The 19320-nt window shown below is 45.8% G+C and carries 20 protein-coding genes; 17 read left to right on the top strand and 3 right to left on the bottom strand.

The window, feature by feature from the left end; translation table 11 throughout:
• Positions 1-54 precede the first annotated feature (54 nt).
• Together AABI20_RS07175 and AABI20_RS07170 are read right to left on the bottom strand one after the other, a co-directional pair.
• Positions 55-840 (bottom strand): glucose-1-dehydrogenase, encoded by a 786-nt coding sequence (locus tag AABI20_RS07175; RefSeq protein ID WP_338347305.1) that lies wholly within the window; start codon positions 838-840, stop codon positions 55-57.
• Positions 841-919: 79 nt separating this feature from the next.
• Complete coding sequence (locus tag AABI20_RS07170) at positions 920-1471, bottom strand: Ada metal-binding domain-containing protein (protein ID WP_047974452.1); 552 nt, start codon at positions 1469-1471, stop codon at positions 920-922.
• Between the two features lie 196 nt (positions 1472-1667).
• Between AABI20_RS07170 and AABI20_RS07165 the strand changes: the two genes are divergently transcribed.
• The 11 genes from AABI20_RS07165 to pepT all read left to right on the top strand — a co-directional run bounded on the left by AABI20_RS07165 (position 1668) and on the right by pepT (position 10865).
• Positions 1668-2933, top strand: coding sequence for a tetratricopeptide repeat protein (locus AABI20_RS07165; protein ID WP_338347304.1), 1266 nt, complete (start codon positions 1668-1670; stop codon positions 2931-2933).
• 90 nt (positions 2934-3023) lie between these two features.
• The gene (locus tag AABI20_RS07160; protein WP_288846134.1) at positions 3024-4241 is read left to right on the top strand and encodes a CCA tRNA nucleotidyltransferase; all 1218 of its coding nucleotides are present in this window, start codon (positions 3024-3026) and stop codon (positions 4239-4241) included.
• The gene (locus tag AABI20_RS07155) at positions 4228-4725 is read left to right on the top strand and encodes a dihydrofolate reductase (RefSeq protein ID WP_338347303.1); all 498 of its coding nucleotides are present in this window, start codon (positions 4228-4230) and stop codon (positions 4723-4725) included. The genes AABI20_RS07160 and AABI20_RS07155 overlap by 14 nt, the downstream gene beginning before the upstream one ends.
• A 15-nt stretch (positions 4726-4740) precedes the next feature.
• Positions 4741-5592 (top strand): DegV family protein, encoded by an 852-nt coding sequence (locus AABI20_RS07150; protein WP_338347301.1) that lies wholly within the window; start codon positions 4741-4743, stop codon positions 5590-5592.
• A gap of 18 nt (positions 5593-5610) precedes the next feature.
• Positions 5611-6183 (top strand): DUF2140 family protein, encoded by a 573-nt coding sequence (locus AABI20_RS07145; RefSeq protein ID WP_288846137.1) that lies wholly within the window; start codon positions 5611-5613, stop codon positions 6181-6183.
• Positions 6173-6400 (top strand): YozE family protein, encoded by a 228-nt coding sequence (locus AABI20_RS07140; RefSeq protein WP_082131872.1) that lies wholly within the window; start codon positions 6173-6175, stop codon positions 6398-6400. The genes AABI20_RS07145 and AABI20_RS07140 overlap by 11 nt, the downstream gene beginning before the upstream one ends.
• A 23-nt stretch (positions 6401-6423) precedes the next feature.
• The gene (gene ylqF / locus AABI20_RS07135; protein WP_338347300.1) at positions 6424-7272 is read left to right on the top strand and encodes a ribosome biogenesis GTPase YlqF; all 849 of its coding nucleotides are present in this window, start codon (positions 6424-6426) and stop codon (positions 7270-7272) included.
• Complete coding sequence (locus AABI20_RS07130; protein WP_338347299.1) at positions 7265-8029, top strand: ribonuclease HII; 765 nt, start codon at positions 7265-7267, stop codon at positions 8027-8029. Before ylqF ends, AABI20_RS07130 begins: the two co-directional genes overlap by 8 nt.
• A 94-nt stretch (positions 8030-8123) precedes the next feature.
• Positions 8124-8825 (top strand): tRNA (adenine(22)-N(1))-methyltransferase, encoded by a 702-nt coding sequence (locus AABI20_RS07125; RefSeq protein ID WP_288846140.1) that lies wholly within the window; start codon positions 8124-8126, stop codon positions 8823-8825.
• Positions 8809-9597 (top strand): Nif3-like dinuclear metal center hexameric protein, encoded by a 789-nt coding sequence (locus AABI20_RS07120; RefSeq protein WP_288846141.1) that lies wholly within the window; start codon positions 8809-8811, stop codon positions 9595-9597. The genes AABI20_RS07125 and AABI20_RS07120 overlap by 17 nt, the downstream gene beginning before the upstream one ends.
• A 26-nt stretch (positions 9598-9623) precedes the next feature.
• A complete protein-coding gene (gene pepT, locus AABI20_RS07115) occupies positions 9624-10865 on the top strand; it encodes a peptidase T (protein WP_338347298.1) in 1242 nt (413 codons plus the stop codon).
• Between the two features lie 93 nt (positions 10866-10958).
• Here pepT and AABI20_RS07110 read toward each other — a convergent pair whose 3' ends face one another.
• Positions 10959-11156 carry a YjzD family protein gene (locus AABI20_RS07110; RefSeq protein ID WP_047974442.1) on the bottom strand — a complete coding sequence of 66 codons (198 nt, stop codon included), beginning with the start codon at positions 11154-11156 and terminating at the stop codon, positions 10959-10961.
• Between the two features lie 217 nt (positions 11157-11373).
• On the opposite strand from AABI20_RS07110, the gene AABI20_RS07105 reads away from it, so the two are divergent.
• The 6 genes from AABI20_RS07105 to era all read left to right on the top strand — a co-directional run bounded on the left by AABI20_RS07105 (position 11374) and on the right by era (position 19284).
• A complete protein-coding gene (locus AABI20_RS07105) occupies positions 11374-14775 on the top strand; it encodes a DNA polymerase III subunit alpha (protein ID WP_338347297.1) in 3402 nt (1133 codons plus the stop codon).
• Positions 14776-14870: 95 nt separating this feature from the next.
• On the top strand, positions 14871-16289 hold the full coding sequence (pyk, locus tag AABI20_RS07100; RefSeq protein WP_288846144.1) for a pyruvate kinase: 1419 nt from the start codon (positions 14871-14873) through the stop codon (positions 16287-16289).
• A 92-nt stretch (positions 16290-16381) separates the two neighbouring features.
• Positions 16382-17383: a PhoH family protein gene (locus AABI20_RS07095; RefSeq protein WP_338345611.1), complete on the top strand. Its 1002-nt coding sequence runs from the start codon at positions 16382-16384 to the stop codon at positions 17381-17383.
• Positions 17383-17865, top strand: coding sequence for an rRNA maturation RNase YbeY (ybeY, locus tag AABI20_RS07090; RefSeq protein ID WP_047974438.1), 483 nt, complete (start codon positions 17383-17385; stop codon positions 17863-17865). Before AABI20_RS07095 ends, ybeY begins: the two co-directional genes overlap by 1 nt.
• A complete protein-coding gene (locus tag AABI20_RS07085) occupies positions 17843-18364 on the top strand; it encodes a diacylglycerol kinase family protein (protein WP_248661054.1) in 522 nt (173 codons plus the stop codon). The genes ybeY and AABI20_RS07085 overlap by 23 nt, the downstream gene beginning before the upstream one ends.
• 8 nt (positions 18365-18372) lie before the next feature.
• Positions 18373-19284 (top strand): GTPase Era, encoded by a 912-nt coding sequence (era, locus tag AABI20_RS07080; protein ID WP_288846145.1) that lies wholly within the window; start codon positions 18373-18375, stop codon positions 19282-19284.
• Positions 19285-19320: the final 36 nt, after the last annotated feature.

Here is a 19320-nt window from a genome sequence, read left to right as displayed (position 1 = left end):
GAAAAAAGGAGTTCTCCTAAGTAGAAGAACTCCTTTTAGTATGCTTTTTAAAAATTATCCCTTACCATCTTGGAAGGCAGCATAAAGGGTCATCCCCCCATCAACAAAGAGGGTCGTACCAGTCACGTACTTGGCTTGATTGGATGCTAGCCAAACGGCGGCATCGGCCACATCTTCGGGATCGCCAATCTTTAACATTGGAATCATTGATTGCGTTTGCTCGTATTGGGCCTTGTCGGCAAATTTTTCCGCATTAATCGGTGTGTTAATGGCACCGGGAGCGATATTGTTGACGCGAATACCCTTTGGCGCATATTCCATGGCTATCGTTTCGGTAAAGAGCTTGACGCCACCCTTAGCAGTTGCATAGGAAGCAAAGGTTGGCCAAGGAATTTGTTGGTGGACGGAAGACATATTGATGATGTTACCAGTCCGGTCATTGTCCAACCAGTAGTTGAGGGCTTCCTTTGCCCCAAGGAACACACCGGTCATGTTAATGCCAATGACTTTATTCCATTCCTCAAGTGTGATTTTGTGGGTTGGTGTTTGAATTTCCATTCCGGCATTGTTGACCCAAACATCCAAACCGCCAAAGTTATCAATCGCAGCCTGTAAAAGGGCCTTGACGCCGGTTTCAGTTGAAACGTCAGCCTTGACGGCAACAGCATCGCCACCATTTTCTCGAATCTCGTCGACTGCCGCTTGTGCCCCGGCTTCGTCAGAATGGTAGTTAATGACAACGTTCATCTTTTCTTGAGCAAAGCGCAACGCGATCGCGTTACCAATACCCTTTGAGCCGCCGGTAATCACGGCAACCTTTTTGTTCAAATCGTTAAACATCTAGTTCCTCCTTGTACAAAAAAACAGCGAAAGTTGGTTTCGCTGTCTACTGTATCTTAATGAACTTGGATTGGCAAGTTTATTTGCTTTGCTTGCGGTATTGAACGGCCGTCACACCGGCTTCTTGCTTGAAGACGGTGTTGAAGTATGAGAGGTTGGGGATGCCAACCTTGAGGCCAACGAGGGCAACAGAGTCTTTGCCATCTTTAAGTAGCTTCTTGGCATGGAACATCCGCACTCGTAGAAGATAGCTTTGTGGGCTCTCTTCGGCTACGGTCATAAAGGCTCGGTGTAGGATACCGGATGAGACAGAAAAGTCTTCGCTCAAGGACTCGAGTGTAATTCGATTCTTATAATTGGCTGACAGGTATTCTTTCACCCGGAAGACTAAATCAGCCTTATCGGATAGTTCGCCAAATGGTTGACAATCAGAGCAGGGGCGGAAGCCCTCAAATAATGCTTCGTCATTTGTTTTGAAAATTTGAATATCTTCAGGGTGGGTTTCACTACCATGGACGCATGAGGGACAACAAACCCGCTTATCGGTTGTGACACCGTAGATAAAGCTACCGTTATAGTCTGCATCTCGATTGTGAATTGCTTGCCAACGCTTTTTTGTTAATGAGTACATCCTGAAGACCTCCTTTTAGAATTTATCTAGTTCCCAGAAATTGCTTATGAAAAAGCTCCAGACAATAATAACACAAATTGGTCTATTTGAGTATTACTATTATTTTACAAAGAAGGCTTTTTGTGTTTCAAAGGCTGATTTAGTAAAATAGAAGAGAACATTTACGCAAAAAGCGTTTGGAAAGGCGATTAAAAAATTGACTAATTATGCAGAAGAAATGATGGCTGCTATTCGCTTGGGACAAATGGACCAAGCACAGAAAGCCTTTCAAAAATCACTAGCCGAAGATGAAGATGATTTGGTTTATTCACTGGCTGAAGATCTCTATGCCATTGGTTTTGTCGAAGAGTCCAAGAAAGCTTACTTACACCTGCTGGCCAAATATCCTGATGAGGGTGACTTGAAGACGGCTTTGGCGGAATTAGCGATTGAAGAAAACGACTTGGATTTGGCGCAGGACTACTTAGCCCAAATTTCAGAGAATTCGCCGGCCTATTTGCAAGCCTTGCTGGTTAAAGCGGACTTGTATCAATCAGAAGGTTTAAGTGAGTCGGCAGAATATGCCCTGGAAAAGGCATCACAGCTGGCACCCGATGAGCCGGTGGTAACCTTTGCCTTGGCTGAATTTTACTTTACGACCGGTCAGTACCACCAGGCTATTCGCGGTTATCGCCAACTCTTGTTAGCCGGTCAAAGACGGATTGCTAAGGTTGATATGGCTGCTCGAATTGGAACGGCCTATGCAGCAATTGGAAACGTGGATAACGCCATTGCCTACCTTGAACAGATTAAGCCGATTGACTTGACGATTGACACCAAGTTCCAACTGGCTTTCTTGTATGTCGAGAAGAAGGCTGACGAGGATGCCTTACCACTCTTTGAAGATATTTTGGCGGCAGACCCACAGTACACTTCTGTTTACCCACTTCTTGGACAACTCTATGAACGGATTAATGACCTTGACCAAGCGGAAAAGACTTATCGTTTGGGGCTGTCGTATGATCAAACTAACCCGGTTTTGTATCGCCAAGCCGGGCTCTTAGCCTTTAAATTGGGTCAGTACGACCAGGCGAAAGAAGATTTCAATCAGGCGCTTGCCCTAGATGACCAGGACTTAGCAACTTATAGTGCTTTAGCTGACCTCTATTTGGCTCGGCACGACTACGATGCCGTCATTGAAACCATTGGTGCAGCCCAAGAATTAGACTTAGTTGACCCACGCTTTAGCTGGGACTTGGCGCGGGCTTACCATGCCAAGGAAGAAGAAGACAAGGCAGCGGAACAATGGCAGGCTGCGCAGGTTGATTACCCGGCGGATCCTGATTTTTGGCACGACCTCGCTGATTGGTATCACGAAGTTGGTCGACGAAAAGAGGAACTGACTGCCTTAGAAAAGGCTGTTGATCTCGATCCAGACAACTTTGAATTAGCCGACCGTTTGGCTGACCTGTCGCTTGATTAAAAAAATGAATGGGAATCCCTTTGTTTCGTGCATTCAGGGTAAAATCTTGCTAAGATTAGATGAATAGTAAATGATTAGAAGGAGGTGGCGATGAAGCTTGAACTGTTACCAAGTGAATTGACGGCTGCCAAGCCGATTCTAAAGCAGATCAACCGGGCCGGCTTTCAAGCTTATTTTGTTGGCGGTTGTGTTCGCGACATTATTTTAGGAAAGCCAATTCACGACGTGGATATTGCTTCTTCTGCCTACCCAGAAGAAATTAAAAAGATTTTTAAAAAGACGGTCGATACCGGTATCCAACACGGTACCGTTATGGTCTTAGATCACGGTGAAGGTTATGAAATTACGACCTTCCGGACGGAATCCACTTATACAGATTTTCGTCGACCTGATCAGGTTGCGTTTGTGCGGTCATTGAGTGAGGACTTGAAGCGCCGAGACTTTACCATTAATGCCTTTGCCCTTGATGAAGACGGTCAAGTGATTGATTATTTTGACGGCCTGACTGATTTGGCCAACCGACAAATCAGGGCGGTCGGTTTAGCAAAAGAACGTTTTACAGAGGACGCTTTGCGAATGATGCGTGCCCTGCGTTTTGCTGCGCAATTAGATTTTCAAATTGAAGATCAAACTTTAGCTGCCTTGGTGGAATTAGGACCGAATTTAGCTAAAATCGCCGTTGAGCGCATTCGAGTTGAATTTGAGAAAATGTTGCAGGGGTTGGCCGCTGGGTCAGCTTTGAAAATCTTAGTTGAAGCTGGACTCTTACCTTATTTACCAGGGGAAACCGGCTTGATGACGGAAGCCGATGTTTTAAGGGTTGCGAATCAGCTGGAAAGAAAACAACCGCAAAGTGAACAAGTTGTCTGGGCTTTGTATTTAGGGCAACAGGGTTTTGATGGACCGACCTTGCAATCGCAGCTACGGCAGTGGAAATTGTCGAAAGAGGTGATGCAGACCGTGCTGGCTGTTGGACCGCTATTAGCCAATGTCAATCAAATTGACCGGTGGGCAATTTATGAGCACAATGCTTATGTGAGGACGTTACTTGAAACGCTGACAATCATGGGGGTTGACCAAAGTGTGACGGAGCGCATTCAAAAGACATATGATAGCCTGCCAATTTATTCAATGAAGGACCTTGCTTTAAGTGGTGGGGACTTGATTGCGGCCGGCTTGGCGCAGCCGGGTCCTGATTTAGGTGTGGTATTAAAGAAGATGGAACAGGCAGTCGTCTTAGGCCAGGTGGACAATACCAAAGAGGCCTTGACCACCCTTGTAGAGGAGCAGACATATGGCAACAGTTAAAATGGTTTGGGCGGAAGATGACCGCCATGCAATCGGTAAAGATGGCGATTTACCATGGTCGATTCCATCGGACTTAAAACACTTTAAAAAAGAAACAGTCGGTTCTACCATGGTAATGGGCCGTGCGACATGGGCAGCCATTGGTCGTCCATTACCAAAACGGAAAACGGTTGTTTTAACTCGACAAGTTGATTTTGATCCCGGCTTTGAAGAGGTTGCCGTGGTTCATTCTCTAGCAGATTTACAAGCCTTGATTGATGATGAAATCAGCCAGGGACACGTCGTGACGGTTGCCGGTGGGGCTCAAGTCTTTACAGCATTAATGCCAATGGCGACGGACTTAATTGTCACAAAGGTCAGAGGGGACTTTGATGGGGACACTTTTGTCAGTCCAATTGATTTGGACCAGTTCACGTTAACAGCGCAACAAGAGGCTGTTGATGGCGACTATCAATTAACCTTTTTAACATATAAACGGAAGTAAGTAGGAGACGATTCCATGGCTAAAGTACAGATTGTAACGGATTCAGCCGCTAAGTTAACTCAGGCAGAAATTGACCAGTACCAAATTAAAGTTGTCCCATTGACCGTGCAGATTGATGGCACAATTTATCAAGATGGGGTGACCATTTCAGCTGAAGAATTCTTGGAAAAGATGCAAGAAAGCGACCAATTGCCACAGACTTCACAGCCTTCAATTGGGGCCTTTAAAGAAGTTTACGATCAATGCTATCAAGAAGATCCCGATGCAGCCGTCTTATCTTTGCACCTGTCATCTGGCTTATCCGGGACGGTAAATGCGGCCGCTCAGGCAAACGCCTTAACAAAAGCTGATGTCCATGCTTTTGATACGTTGAGTGCTGACCGCTCTGAAGCGTTTGTTGTCTTGGCAGCAGCCAAAGCAGCACAAGCTGGTCAGAGCCTGGAAGAGGTTTTGAAGGTGGCGGAAACTGCGCGAGACCAAACATACATTTTCTTGTCATTCCGCTCACTTGACAATATGGTTGCTGGTGGTCGCTTATCAAAGACACAGGGCTTGATTGGTAATCTCTTGAATATTAAGGTCGGTGCTAAGGTTGATGAGGAAGGTAAAGTGGATGTCGTGGTTAAGGGTCGCGGATTAAAGACCATTAAGGCCTTCAACGAGAGCGTAATCGAGCAAATGAAGGGCTATAAGCAGATGAAGGCGATTGGGGTAACTTATACCGGCATCAAGGATGAGGCCGAAGCAATGGTCCAACGCTTAAATGCCATTTGGCCAGACATTGACATTCTTTTGTCAGTGGCAACACCAATTATCTCGACTCACACGGGGATGGGCGCTTTGGCCATTCTCTATGAAGCAGAATAAAGAAAGAGTTGATACTAAGTGAAAAAAGGTAAGATAGTTATTTTAACAATTGCCGGGATTGTGGTTGTTTTGGGAGCAGGGGCAGGCGTTGCTTACAGCAACCTGGCCAACCAAACAGGGCCAACGGTTAGCACAAAAAAGTCAGGCAGTGACCAGTTGACTGGTTCAAAGAAAGTATTAGCAACTAAGTCGTTTACAAAAGACGAAGTCAACGATATGATTCAGTCCGAACTGCAAAATAGTCATTATCAGGTGAACCTTGATGGTCAGAATATTGTTGCAACCAGCACGAGTTCGAGTTTAAAGGGACAACTGACGATGACACCGAAGGTTACAAGTGATGGGAACGTGGTTTTGACCGTTAAGAAGGCCAAGGTTAATTCACTGGATGTCCCAGCGAAGGCAGCTCTTGGTTACCTACTGAAGCAAAATGTGGCACCAGCTGGTGTGGCCATTCAACCGAGTCAGGGTCAAATTACTTTGGATTTGTCACAATTAACTCAGGACGGTCAAACAGCTTATCAAGCTAAGCAGATTGATGTCCAGAATGGAATTTTTAAATTTGCAGAGGTAGATACTAGTGTCCAGTAAGTCACGAACTTTTTATGGTTGGTTAATGACCAACCGCAATCCGGTTGCAGCAACCGAGATTCAACAATTTGCTAACAACGCCTTTTTAGACCAAAGTTTTCCAAAACAGTCGACGGACTTTGACGAGCTTTCAAATTACTTGGAAGGTTCAGCGAGCTATTTAATGTCGATGACGATTTTTGATGAGGCTTGGTCCGAGTACCAGGCTTCGCGCTAAGAGAAAGATAGGAAGGAAAGTCCATGGGACAATTAATACAATGGTACCCTGGCCACATGGCCAAGGCCTTTCGCTTGATGCGCGAAAACTTAAACTTGGTAGACATCGTTTTTGAACTGGTCGATGCCCGCTTACCGGCGTCATCACGTAATCCAGAAGTGGATAAATTGATTGGTGATAAGCCGAGACTGTTAGTTTTAACCAAGGCTGATTTAGCCGATTCAAAACAGACCAAGGCTTGGAAGGAACACTTTGAAAAAGAAGGCCTGAGTGTGGTCGTCTTAGATACACGGAGTCCAAAGACACCTCAGACCATGACGAAAGCTGCTAAGGCTGTTTTGGCCGACAAAATTAAGGCTCAGGAGAAGCGTGGGATTGAGAACCGTCCTATTCGAGCAATGCTCGCAGGGATCCCAAACGTTGGTAAGTCAACCTTGCTGAACCACCTGGTTCAAAAGAATGTGGCACCAACGGCTAATAAGCCGGGCGTCACGAAGAAGATTGCTTGGCTCAAGACACCAGCGGGGCTGGAAATTTTGGATTCCCCAGGGGTCTTGTGGCCTAAGTTTGAAGACCAACAAATCGGTCTCCGCTTGGCCTTGAGTGGAGCGGTGAAGGATACGCTTTTCGCCAAGGATGACGCGGTGCTGTCTTTGATTGCCTTCTTCCGGGACTACCGGCCACAGGCCATCATTGACCGCTATCACTTGGCTGACGATGCCTTTACAACAATGTCTGATGTTGATATCCTCTTAGCCATTACGGCCAAGTTGGGCTTCAAGGACGATTACGATAAGGCGGTGGTCCGTGTTTTAAATGATCTACGTCAAGGAAAGTTGGGTACGTATACACTAGATTTAATTCATGAGTGAAACGATTGCGAGCATTAAAGCGGCTTTAAAAGAAGCTGCATCAGATGATTCACGCTTGGCAACTTGGCGGTTGGATGACCGAAAAGGTGTTCAGGCAGCCATTTTGGCTTTTGATCGACGGCAGAAAAAATTAGCCGAGCAAAAGGCGGCTTTTTTGTCGCGCTTTGCCTTAGAAGAGCCACTGTGGGCAGCTGGTTACCAAAATATCGCCGGTGTTGATGAGGTCGGCCGGGGACCATTAGCGGGCCCGGTTGTGGCTGCGGCAGTGATCTTACCGAAGGACTTTGATCAGTATGGTGTGATTGATTCAAAGCAGGTGAGCGAAAAACACCGCCTAGAATATGTTCAGGCGATTAAGGACGAGGCCATTGCTTACGGCATTGGCGTGGTTAATGCGCAAGTGATTGACGAGGTCAATATCTATCAGGCCAGTCGGTTAGCGATGAAGGAAGCAGTGGAGCAGCTGCAGCCAAAGGCCGACTATTTACTGGTGGATGCCATGACGATTGACACGGATTTACCACAGCAATCGCTGATTAAGGGGGATGCTCGTTCAAACTCGATTGGCGCTGCCAGTATTTTGGCTAAGGTTACCCGTGACCAAATGATGGCTGACTATGGTCGAGAATATCCGGGTTATGACTTTGCTCATAATGCTGGTTATGGGACGGCTAAGCACCTTTCGGGTCTAGCGGAATTAGGTCCAACGCCGATCCACCGGCGGACTTTTGAGCCGGTGAAAAAGCTTTTATCATGATTTTTTATGGAGCGCAAAAAATTTGTGGCTCCTTTTTGCTAGTTAGCTTGTGCTGACACAAGAAATAATTGTTTAATTGAGAAAGGAATTGCTTATGACAGCAATTAAATTGAGCCCGCGGTTAGCCGCAGTAAAAGATTTGGTGAATGACCAGGCGCGCGTGGCTGATATTGGGTCAGACCATGCTTATTTAGCAGCGGCTCTGCTATTGGAAAAAAAGAGTGAGTTTGCCTTGGTGGGCGAGGTTGCGCAGGGGCCACTCGAGAACGCCATCCATACGGTGGCGACTTATGGTTTGTCTGACCGGGTGACTTGCCGGTTAGCGGACGGTTTAGCTGCGATTGAACCGGATGACCAAATCGAAACGGTTGTCATTGCCGGAATGGGTGGTTTGTTGATTGAAAAAATTTTAACCGCTGGTCAAAATCAGGGGCCGTTTAACCAGTTGATTTTGCAACCAAACACCGATCAAGCGGCGGTTCGGCTTTGGTTAAGTAAAAATGGGTACCGAATTGATCAAGAAAAGATTGTGCAAGAAGGGCACCACCGCTATGAAATCATTGTGGCTGTTCCTGGTCAACAGGAGCTGACCCAGGCTGAGTGGACATTTGGTCCCAAGCTCCTTCAGGCAAAAGATCCAGTTTTCTTGGCCAAGTGGGAACAGGAACGCAATCGAGCAGCTGGAGTCTTGTCACGATTGGAAAGTGCCCAACAAAAGGGTAGCAAAAAGTACGTGAACTTACAAGAAAAGCTGAACTTTATTAACCAGGAGGTTTTTGATGGTCAAAGCAAGTGAATTGATTGAACAAATTGAGGGCTTTGCCCCGAAGTCGCTAGCCGAGCCGGGCGACCCAACCGGGTTACAAATTGGCCAACCGGAACAAAAAATCCATCGCGTTCTGACCACGTTGGATGTGCGACCAGAAGTTGTCCAGGAGGCCATCGATTTAGGGGCTGATTTTATCTGGGCTCATCACGAAGCCATGTTTCGGCCTGCAAAGAACCTTGATTTATCAAACCCTCAAAATGCGATGTATGCACTTGCGATTAAAAATAATATTGTGATTTATGCCTCTCATACCAATTTGGATGCCGCTGCTGGTGGTCTGAATGATTGGTTGTGCCAGGCATTTGGTATTGAAAATCAGATACCGCTGTTACCAGGTGAAGGTGATCAACCTGGGATGGGGCGGATTGGTGAGTTAAAGGTCGCCATGACCATGGCTGATTTTGCTAAACAGGTCAAGGCTGTTTGCCAGGTTGATGCTGTGCGTTTGATTGCTAATGATGCGAATAAAGTCGTCAAACGGGTGGCAGTTCTAGGTGGCGATGGTGGTAAGTTTTGGAAAAAGGCGCAAGAAGCTGGCGCTGACCTTTACTTGACCGCTGATTTGTACTACCATGTTGGTCATGATATACTGGCTGCTGATTTTGCCGTGTTAGACCCGGACCACCATATGGAAGCCTTGGCCAAAGAACCAATGGCCAAAAAAGTTCAAGAATGGTTTGCTTGGCAACTGCCGGTGACGGCTAGCCAGAAGAATACTGATCCCTACACCTATTTTTAGGTCTGTTTGCAAGCAGGAGGTTTTGCATGTCTGAGAAGTACCCACAGTTAGTGTCTCGTTTCTTACGTTATGTCAAAGTTGATACTCGGTCTGATGAAGAGAGTCAGACGATTCCATCATCAGCAAAAGAAGTTCAGTTTTTAAAGGATTTGGCCGTTGAGTTAAAGGAAATCGGCTTGGAAAACGTCCGTACGATGAAGGATGGTTATCTCTTTGCTGAATTGCCTTCAAATTTGCCAGCTGGTCAGGGAACGAAGATTGGCTTTATTTCCCACGTGGACACGGCTGATTTTGAAAGTGATCATGTGAACCCACAAGAGGTTGATAACTACGACGGCCACTCTGTTTTGGAATTGGGAACGTCTGGCTATAAGTTGGATCCAGAAGTCTTCCCACATCTTAGGAACTATCAAGGCCATGATTTGATTACAACGGATGGGACCACCTTGCTTGGTTCTGATGACAAATCAGGTGTGGCTGAAATCATCGCATTGGCCGAATATTTGTTGGCCCACCCAGAAGTAAAACACGGTCCCGTTCGCTTTGCCTTTGGTCCGGATGAGGAAATCGGTATTGGCGCTAATCATTTTGATGTCGCTGCCTTTGATGCTGATTTTGCCTACACGGTTGATGGTGGCCCATTAGGCGAATTGGAGTGGGAAACCTTCAATGCTGCCCAGGCTGAGATTGTGATTACCGGTCAAAACGTTCATCCTGGTACCGCCAAGGGTGCAATGGTCAACGCCATCCAAGTTGGGATTGATTTTCATAACGCATTGCCTGAGCATGACCGGCCTGAAAAGACAGAGGGACGTGAAGGTTTCTATCATTTGATTGATATGGCAGGAACACCAGAAGAAGCTACGTTAACTTACATTATCCGTGATCACGATCGGGAAAAGTTTGAAAATCGTAAGAAAACGATGGTCCAAATCGCTGACCAGCTTAATCAGGATTTGCACAAAGACCGCGTGGCCTTGACCCTGAAAGACCAATATTACAACATGGGTGATCTTTTGAAGGATCACCAAGAAGTTGTCCAATATGCCAATGATGCTATGACGGATTTGGGTATCGAGCCGGATACACAACCGGCTCGAGGCGGAACGGATGGCTCAAAGATTACCTTCTTAGGTTTGCCAACGCCAAATCTTTTTGCCGGTGGTGAAAACATGCACGGTCGTTACGAATTCGTGTCCAAGCAGGTGATGGAACAGGCAACAGATGTTTTGTTGGGTATCTTGACCAAGGCAGCCGAGTCAAAGTAAGACACATAATTTAGCCCGCTAATCATCAAAATTAATGGCAACAAAAAAGACTAGGAATTTTCCTAGTCTTTTTTAAAGCAAGCTGTTGGTGTTTTAGGCTTGGTTGTCTGCCTTTTCTGCTTCTGCAGAATCTGACAAGGCAGGGACCAAGATGAGGGCAGCTTCACCAACGATAATCGTTACGAGAGCTGTCACACCTGGGTTGAAAGTTACGCCGGTCATTTGTCCGACCAAGTAACCAAGAACTTCACCAAACAGTGCACACCAGAAGGCGGCAGTAATATAGCGCATGTTTCCACTTCCTTTATTATTTACCCACTATGATACGCCCCTCTTATAAATTCGCAAGAGAATTTGTCTAATTTAAGGGCGACAATTGCGGATAAGTGTTGGTTAAAAAAGCAAAACAGTCAAAAGGGGAAGGAGGCTATCCTTGGAATTTTTCAGCTAGGCAAACAAATTTTCGGTATAATGTTTTTAGACTATTGACACCGTTGAGGAGGACTTTATGTACGCACCATTACAACAAAAAAGCGCTTATTCGCTTTTGCAAAGTCCTAACTCAGTAGAAGAAATCATTCAAGTCGCCAAGGAGCGGGGGTATCAAGCGGTCTCTTTGGCGGAAGAAAACGTGCTTTACAGCGTGGTTGCCTTTTACAAGGCAGCGAAAAAGGCTGGCATCAAACCGGTCTTTTCGCTTGTTTTGCAGGTGAATGGCCTGGTGAACGTGGCGACGGCTTTTCCGGTTTTATTGACCGCTAAAAATCAGGTTGGCTATCAAAACTTGGTTTATTTGTCTTCCAAAAAGATGGCAGACCCAGACCAGGCCCTTCAATTTGCTGACTTGGCTGGTCACCTTGATGGGCTTTCTTTGACTTTGTCACCAAAATCAGAATTGGGGCAGTTGATTGTCGCCGAAGATTCAGGGGCTAAAAATTATCTGGACCAATTAGCTGAAAGGGTTGATGGTGCTGATTTTTACTTGGGCATTAATCCCTTAATGTCAAGTCGCCACCAAGACCTCTTAGTTACCTATGCCACAGCCCATCAAATCCGTTTAATGGCTTGGGACCAGGTGGACTACTTAAACGAGGATGATGCTTTCTTTGCCCAGGTTTTGCGGGCAATCGATCAGGGGACCCAACTAGAAGACTTAGAGCTTTTAGCGCGCGAGAAAGGGGCTTACTACCTACGGTCACAGGCGGAAATTACTGAATCGTATCAAAAAAACGCTTCTTTGCGTGGCGCTTACCAGAATAACGAGGTCCTGATTGAAGAGGCTAGCGTTGATTTGGCGTTTAAGTCACCGGCCTTGCCTGTTTTTCAGCAAGATTCTGGTTTGAATTCCAAAACTTACCTGACCCAGTTGGCCAATGCAGGCTTGAAGCGGCGGTTAACGGGTCATGATGACCACTTTCAAAATTATCAGGACCGGCTGAACCATGAGTTGGATGTTATCGCGCGGCTTGGCTTTGCTGATTATTTCTTGATTGTTTGGGACATTGTTAAGTACGCCAGAGACCATCATGTCCAAACGGGGTCCGGCCGTGGTTCGGCTGCGGGTTCGTTGGTGGCCTATACATTAGGAATTACAAACGTTGACCCTCTAGCCGAAGGTTTGCTATTCGAGCGGTTCTTAAATCCTGATCGAGCATCGATGCCCGATATTGATATCGATTGGCCGGATGACCGTCGTGATGAAATTCTGGCCTACCTCCATGGTAAGTACGGTCAGGAATCCTTTGCACAGATTATTACCTTTGGTACTCTGGCTGCTAAACAGGCCTTGCGTGATACCGCCCGTGTCTTCGGCCTCGATGCCAAGGCGCAAAAACGACTTTCAGAAGGGGTGCCAGCCGGTAAGAACGGCCGTAAGGTACCGCTGAAAGAAGCTTGGGAGACGCCTGACCAAAAGCTTAAGCAAGCAATTTATGATTTAGACTTTGGCCAACTGTTGATGAAAACGGCTTTGGCCATTGAAAACCTGCCCCGCAATTATTCAACCCATGCTGCCGGCGTGGTTCTTTCAGACCAACCGTTAGTGAATACGTTGCCAGTTCAAGTTGGTAATGATGGCTATTTGTTGACTCAGGTTGAAAAGGGGCCGGTTGAAGAACTTGGCCTATTAAAGATTGATATTTTGGGTCTGACAAACTTGAAAATCTTGGCGCAAACAATCGCCTTGGCCGAAGACGAGTTGCCAGCTGATTTTGATATTAAAAAAATTGATTTTCAAGACAAAGAAACGTTGCAACTGTTTGCCGACGGGAACACGACGGGCATTTTCCAGTTTGAATCAGCCGGCATGAAAAATGTTTTAAAGAGACTTAAGGTTGATGACTTTCATCTGATCGTGGCGGCCACAGCCCTTTATCGACCAGGGCCTAGTCAACACATCGACCCCTTTATTAAGCGGCGGTTGAAGCAAGAACCTGTGCCAACTATTGACCCTGTCGTTGACCAAATCCTGGCACCAACCTATGGCATCCTGGTTTACCAGGAGCAAGTGATGCAGGTGGCGGCGGCTTATGCCGGCTTTTCATTGGCGCAGGCTGATTTTCTTCGGTCGGCGATGTCTAAGAAAAAGCTTGATCAGATGGCTTCTGCCAAGTCTGCTTTTATAACGGGAGCGCAAAAAAAGGGCCACCGGCTTGACGAAGCGGAAAGACTGTTTGCCTATATCGATCAGTTTGCCAATTACGGTTTTAATAAATCGCATGCGGTTGCCTATAGCCAGTTATCATTCCAGTTAGCTTACATGAAGGCCCATTATCCCTTGGCCTTTTATACAGCCATTTTGAACGCTCACCAAGGCGGTGTTGAAAAGGCGCAAGCCTATTTGGCCGAGGTCAAGAAACGTGGCTTGAAGGTCTTACCGCCAGATGTCAATATCTCTACTAGAGATTGGTCTATTCAAGATGGTGCCTTGGTCATGGGCTTGGGCAATATTAATGGCTTACAGACGGCCTTTGTGACGGCTTTGCTGGACAGTCGCAACCAGATTGGGCGTTTTGCCAGTCTGCAAGACCTCGTCAAGGCTTTACCTGAAAAATTCCAAGATGAAAAGTTTTTCAATCAGCTCACTTATGCCGGAGCGCTTGATCATTTTGGCTACAATCGAGCAGAACTTTTAGCGAATTTGCCGGATTTGATTAATGCGGCTAGCTTCGGTGACTTGGTCTTGTCCGAGACGAAAATCAAGAAATTAGCTGATTTACCGTTAGTAGAGCGATTGCAAACGGAGAAAGAGGCCCTTGGCTTTAACTTATCGGGTCATCCAACCGAGGCTTTTCAGGCCGAGTACGATCGAGGGGTCGTGACGACTATGGTCAATTTAGTTGCTGGACAGAACGTCAAAGTTTTGGGCCTCGTTAAAAGTGTCAAAGTCATCCAGACGAAGCGGGGTGACGACATGGCTTTTGTCAATTTAACGGATATGACGGGCAGCGTTGATGTCACTGTCTTTCCTAAAGTCTATGATAAAGTAAAATCGACCTTAAAGGTTGGACGCTTAGTGCGGGTAGGTGGCAAAACGGAAGTTCGTCAGGGGCTGTCTGTTATTGGAAACTTTTTTGACGCTGTGGATGCGAGTCAAAGCCAAAGCTTCCAAGCTGATTTGGATAAAAAGCATCCGGTTCATCAAGAGGTGGCACCAACGCTAAAGGCTGCTCAGCCAGGCACTTGGTTTTTACGTTTAGATGAAGACCATGATCAGGAGCCGATTAAAAATCAGCTTTGGCGAGTGATGCAGCAAAATTCAGGTGAATACCCGGTGATTTTGTATTGGCCGAAGACAAAAATCAGGCGAATGTTACCACAATCTTACAATTTAGCCGGGCCAGACCAGTTAAAACGGGCATTAGAACAGGTTTTATCTAGTAAAAATGTCGTTTTCCGACAAAAAGACTAAATTGTGTCTTGTGAATTGGTTATAGAGTGTATTACAATATGAAAAGGAAGTTGTTTGTAGGCAACTCACCAAGATATCAAAGGAGCTATTTACCCATGAAAAAGACGAAGATCGTCTCAACACTTGGTCCATCATCAACTGATGTAGACACAATTGTGAAGTTAATTGAAGCAGGTGCTAACGTATTCCGTTTCAACTTCTCACACGGTGATCACGAAGAACATTTGGGCCGTATGCAAGCAGTTGCAGAAGCCGAAAAGATTACTGGTAAGACTGTTGGTCGTTTGCTTGATACAAAGGGTGCGGAAATCCGTACTACTAAGCAAGCTGACGGTAAGATTCAATTCTCAACTGGCGATGTATTCCGTATCTCAATGGACGACAGCATCGAAGGAACAAAGGAAAAGATTGCGGTTACTTATCCTGGATTGTTTGACGACGTTAAGGTTGGCGGACAAGTGCTCTTTGATGATGGTTTGTTAGCTACTACTGTCACTGAAAAGGACGAAGCAAACAAGGAATTGGTTGTTAAGGCTGAAAACAACGGTTTGTTGGGATCACGTAAGGGTGTTAACGCCCCTGGTGTTTCAATCAACTTGCCTGGTATCACTGAAAAGGATGCTGATGACATTCGTTTCGGTTTGGACCACGAAATCAACTATATCGCTGCTTCATTCGTTCGTAAGCCTGAAGATGTTTTGGATATCCGTGCCTTGTTGAAGGAAAAGAACATGGAACACGTTCAAATCATCCCTAAGATTGAATCACAAGAAGGTATCGACAACTTGGATGCTATCTTGGAAGTTTCTGATGGTTTGATGGTTCCACGTGGCGACATGGGTGTTGAAATTCCTGCCGAAAACGTGCCTTTGATCCAAAAGGAAATGATCGACAAGATGAACGTTTTGGGATTGCCAGTTATCACTGCTACTCAAATGCTTGACTCAATGGAAGAAAACCCACGTCCTACACGTGCCGAAGCTTCTGATGTTGCCAACGCTGTCTTTGATGGTACTGATGCAACAATGCTTTCTGGTGAATCAGCTAACGGTGACTACCCAGTTGAAGCTGTTGCTATGATGGCCGCTCTTGATGAAAAGGCTGAATCAGCTTTGTCATTGTACAGCCGTCATGCTGACACTTTCTACGGTGATGATGATGTTGAATCAGTTGCTTCAGCAGCTGCTCGCTTGTCAGACTCAGTTGAAGCTAAGGCCGTTGTTGTCTTGACTGAAACTGGTTACGCCGCACGTATGGTTTCAAAGCATCGTCCTACTGCAATGACAATCGCTTTGACAAAGTCAGAACGCGTACAACGCGGATTGACTTTGAACAACGGAATCTTGCCTATCTTGGCTGACACACCAAAGTCTGTTGATGACTTGGTTGCCAAGGCCAAGGAAGTTGCTCAAGCTCAAGGTTTGGCAGCTGCTGGTGACAAGATTGTTGTTGTGACTGTTGCCCCAATCGACATGGCCAAGTCAGATAACAACGTTTCTGTTGAAACAATCTAATGATTTACTTGAAAAGTCCGATTTTGTCGGGCTTTTTTTGTTCTAAGTTGTGTTAAAATAAGGTAAGTTCAACTAAATGAGGTGCGGGATTTTTGACAACGCAAACAGAGAAACTATTCACTTTTGAGAACATTGAACAGCAGACCAAATTAACGGGTCCAAAGGATCAGCTTCTGGTTTTAATGGAAGAGGGTTTGGCCGTTAAAATGCTCGTTCGTGGCAATCAGGTAGCTGTCCAAGGCGATTCGAACCAAGCTTCTTTGGCGCTCGCCGTTTTGGAAGCACTGACACAATTGATTAAGAAACAAATTTCCGTCGGTCCTGCTGACGTTATCTCTGCGATGACAATGGCGAAGCGCGGAACATTGGATTACTTTTCAGATTTGTATAGTGAAAGTATTATCCGCGATAATAAGGGCCGGGCAGTCCGTGTTAAAAATTATGGTCAGCGTCAATATGTCCAGGCGATTCGTAAGAATGATCTAACCTTTGGAATCGGCCCCGCTGGAACTGGAAAAACTTTCTTAGCCGTCGCCATGGCCATCTCAGCCTTAAAGAAGGGTGACGTCGAGCGGATTGTGATTACTCGCCCTGCAGTCGAGGCTGGTGAATCACTTGGGTTCTTACCGGGTGATTTAAAGGAAAAGGTTGACCCCTATATGCGGCCCATTTACGATGCCATGAATTCTTTAGTCGGAGCAGACCATGTTGCTCGTCTTATTGAACGGGGTGTCCTAGAAATTGCACCACTCGCCTATATGCGTGGTCGAACCCTTGATGATGCCTTTATCATTGTCGATGAGGCTCAGAATACGACAAACGCTCAAATGAAGATGATTTTGACACGTTTGGGCTTTGGCGCTAAGATGGTCGTCAACGGGGACCCATCCCAGATTGACTTACCACATGGTGTTCGGTCTGGGCTGGTGGCTGCTCGCCGGATTCTCCGCGATGTCAACCGTATTGCCTTTATTAACTTTGAGAGTGGTGATGTCGTTCGCCACCCAGTCGTTGGTCTGATTGTTTCCGCCTATGAAGATGCGGATGCTCGACTAGCTGAATTAAAAAACGCACAGAAAGAAGCCAATAACTAATGGATTTAGCATTAATTGATCAGACGAAAGACGGTGTGACACAGTTTCACCAAGACCTCGTCCAATCTGTTTTAAATTATGCTGGTGCCTATCTAGAATTACCAGACAACACTGAGATGTCAGTGACCTTTATGAATAATGATGCCATTCAGGCTTATAATCGCGATTATCGCGGTAAAGACAAGCCAACGGATGTCATTTCTTTTGCCATTGAAGAGGATGGCGATGATAGCCCTGTTCTTCTTGATGAAGAAATGGCCGAAGATATTGCTAAAAATATTGGGGATATTTTGGTCTCCGTTGATATTATCGAGAGCCAGGCGGAATACCTTGGTCACTCCTTTGAACGTGAGCTTGGCTTTCTAGTTGTTCATGGTTTCTTGCACTTAAACGGTTATGATCACATGCTTGGTGATGCCGAAGAAAAAGAGATGTTTGACTTGCAGAGGAAGATTTTAGATGACTACGGACTTACGCGATAACAACCACGGTCAGATTGAAGAGACTGATTTTCACCCTAAGTCTGCTGTGGAAGAGTTGGCTGAACAAACCAATCCCAAGGCGCCATCAAGGCGGAACAAAAATTTTTTGATTTCAATGTACCATGCATTGAAAGGGATTTTCTTGGTGGTGATTCGCGAGCGGAATATGCGTTTCCATTTAAGCTTTGCATTCTTTATTTTGGTGCTTGGCCTTTACTTAGGTCTTAACCGATCTGAATGGCTGTGGGTTGTGATTGCGGTCTTTTTGGCTGTTTATGGTGAGTTCTTAAATACGGTGGTGGAAGCCGTCGTAGACCTTGTGGTTGAACGCAAGTACCATCCATTAGCCGGTTTGGTGAAGGATGTTTCGGCCGGAATGGTTTTAGTCGCTGTTGGTGCTGAGTTGATTATCTTAGCTCTGATTTTCCAGCCACACATCTGGCATTACTTTGGGATTGAAACGAACTTCTCTCGTTTCGTCCACCGTTTGAAAGGATAACTTATTTTATGACAAATCCAGGATTTAAATCAGGTTTCGTTGCCATTATTGGTCGGCCAAACGTTGGAAAGTCGACTTTATTGAATCGCATTGTTGGTGAAAAAATTGCCATCATGTCGAATAAGGCGCAGACTACCCGAAATAAGATTCAAGGTATTTATACAACCAATGAGGCCCAGGTGGTTTTTATCGATACACCGGGTGTTCATAAGCCCCAAAATTCTTTGGGTGACTATATGGTTAAATCAGCTTTCTCAGCCTTGCACGAGGCAGATGCTATTTGGTTTGTTGTTGATGCAAGCCAAAAGCGGGGCGGGGGTGATAACTATATCATCGACCGTTTGAAGGAAGTAACGAAGACACCGATTTATTTGCTGGTCAACAAGGTCGATTTGTTGCCTAAGGAAGAACTGTTCGAGGTCATCCAGTCGTATCAAGAGGATGCACCGGCCTGGAAGGAAATTTTCCCGATTTCGGCAACAGAAGGGGATAATGTTCCCGAGCTGTTGGAAACGGTCATCGGTGATTTGGATGAAGGACCACAATACTTCGATTCAGATCAGTTGACGGATCACCCGGAACGCTTCGTTATCTCCGAATTAATTCGTGAAAAAGTTTTGCAATTAACTAAACAAGAAGTCCCACATTCCGTGGCGGTTGTGATTGATAAAATTTCCTCTGATGATGATGGTTTGGTTAGCATCCAGGCTTCAATTATCGTCGAGCGTGCCAGTCAAAAGAACATCGTGATTGGTAAGCAAGGCCGAATGGTTAAAGAAATTGGTACACGAGCACGGAAAGATATTGAGCGCCTGCTTGGTTCTAAGGTCTTTTTGGAAACCTGGGTTAAGGTTGAGGAACGTTGGCGTGATCGACCACAGGCTTTGCAAAGCTTTGGCTACCGTAAGGATGATTTCTAAACCGTTTTACCAGCACAATAGCTGAGCAGACAACCA

This window comes from Fructobacillus cardui (assembly GCF_963580785.1).
Lineage (GTDB): Bacteria > Bacillota > Bacilli > Lactobacillales > Lactobacillaceae > Fructobacillus > Fructobacillus cardui.
The sequence above is the reverse complement of the archived record's forward strand: the minus strand, read 5'-3'. Positions and strand labels throughout refer to the sequence as shown.